At 70.5% G+C, this 1530-nt stretch carries 2 protein-coding genes; both read right to left on the bottom strand.

Going from position 1 to position 1530, the window contains the following annotated elements; all coding sequences use genetic code 11:
* On the bottom strand, window positions 1-670 hold a 670-nt coding region (locus I2F59_RS09825), incomplete at its 3' end, for an ABC-2 family transporter permease (RefSeq protein ID WP_195504015.1).
* Complete coding sequence (locus I2F59_RS09820) at window positions 667-1395, bottom strand: lantibiotic protection ABC transporter ATP-binding protein (protein WP_195504014.1); 729 nt, start codon at window positions 1393-1395, stop codon at window positions 667-669. The genes I2F59_RS09820 and I2F59_RS09825, both read right to left, overlap by 4 nt.
* Window positions 1396-1530 lie beyond the last annotated feature (135 nt).

The following is a 1530-nucleotide window of genomic DNA, read 5'->3' as shown; positions in this document are numbered from 1 at the left end:
CCGCCGCGAGCGCCCCGCCGAGCGCCATGTCCGCCGCGAGTGGCTCGCCGCTCGGCAGCACGGGGATGAAGCTCGTGGGGATGACCATACTCGCCGACGGCGGAAAGAACTGCGGCAGCGGCATCAGCGACCAGGCGAAACCACCCATGAGCTGCGCGGCGAGCGGGCAGAAGATGCCCGCGAGCATGCCGAGCCGCGCCGTGAGGAAGAGCCCTGCGGGGATCATCCACGCCGCGGTCACCGTGTTGGTGAGCGCGCAGAGGAGCATCGTGAGCGTGCCCGCGGCCGTGAGGCCCTGCGAGGAGAACGCCGAGCCCGCGAGGTAGATGCCGAAGACCACGAGGTTCGAGAGCGCGCAGAGCGCGAGGCACCAGAGCGCCTTGGCCCACCAGGCGCGCCCGAGCGGGAAGCCCAGGCCCAGAAGCCCCCGCATCCGCGTGCGAGCGTCCGCCCGCGCGACGCACGCCACCACGAGCGAGAGAGACACGGGCAGGAAGAGCGCGTACCAGTAGTTCCACGCGCTGAAGATCTGCACGCCCCGGTAGGGCATCGCGCCGAGCAGCGGCATCGGCAGCGCCATGAGCACGGCCAGGCGAACCGGTGCCGCGTGGCGCGACTTCAGGGCCTCGGCGCGCAGGCCCGCGAGCAGGCCGCCTTTCTCGCCCGTCATGCCGCCACCTCCCCGCGCGCTCGTCGCCCCTCCCGGCAGAAGCTCATGAAGAGTTCCTCGAGGTCCTGCCCGGGCCGAAGCGCATCCTCGTAGGCGAGGCGCCCCCCGCAGATGATGCCGATGGTGTCCGCCATCTGCTGCACCTCGGAGAGGATGTGGCTCGAGACGATCACCGTCGTACCCGCCGCCGCGAAGCCGCGGATCTGGTCGCGCAGCTCCTCGATGCCGATGGGGTCGAGGCCGTTGGTGGGCTCGTCGAGCACGAGCAGGCGTGGCCGGGCGATCAGCGCCAGCGCGAGCCCCAGGCGCTGCCGCATGCCCATCGAGAAGCGCCCGGCGCGCTTCTTCCCGGTGTCCGCGAGGTCCACGGCGGCGAGTACCTCATCTATGCGGCTCTCGGGAAGGCCCAGCAGCGTGGTGCGCACGCGCAGGTTCTCGCGCGCGGTGAGGTTGGGGTAGAGCGGCGCCTCCTCGATGAGGCTGCCGATTGCGTAGAGGTCCTCGCGGCGCCAGGCGTACCCGGCAAAGAGGATCTCCCCGGCCGTCGGCCGCAGCATCCCGCAGATCATCTTGAGCGTTGTCGACTTGCCGGCGCCGTTGGGACCGAGCAGCCCGTACACCTCGCCCTCGCGGATATGAAGGCTCACGTCGGCCACGGCATCCTGCGCCTGGTCGCCGCGGCCGAAGCGCTTGGTGAGCCCGCGCGTCTCGAGCATGTAACCCATGGGCTTATCCTTTCTCTTCCGGGCGCGCGGGCCGAGCCACCGTGCCCGCGCACCTTACCTTTCGGGTTCACCATCCATGATGGGGCGCGTTTCTAACGAAGCCGTAACGGCCGTTGGGCTCTTTTGGCGCCAGCC

Source organism: Collinsella aerofaciens, assembly GCF_015556945.1.
GTDB lineage: Bacteria > Actinomycetota > Coriobacteriia > Coriobacteriales > Coriobacteriaceae > Collinsella > Collinsella aerofaciens_AO.
Note: the sequence above shows the minus strand (reverse complement) of the source record. Positions and strands in the feature narration are given on the sequence as shown.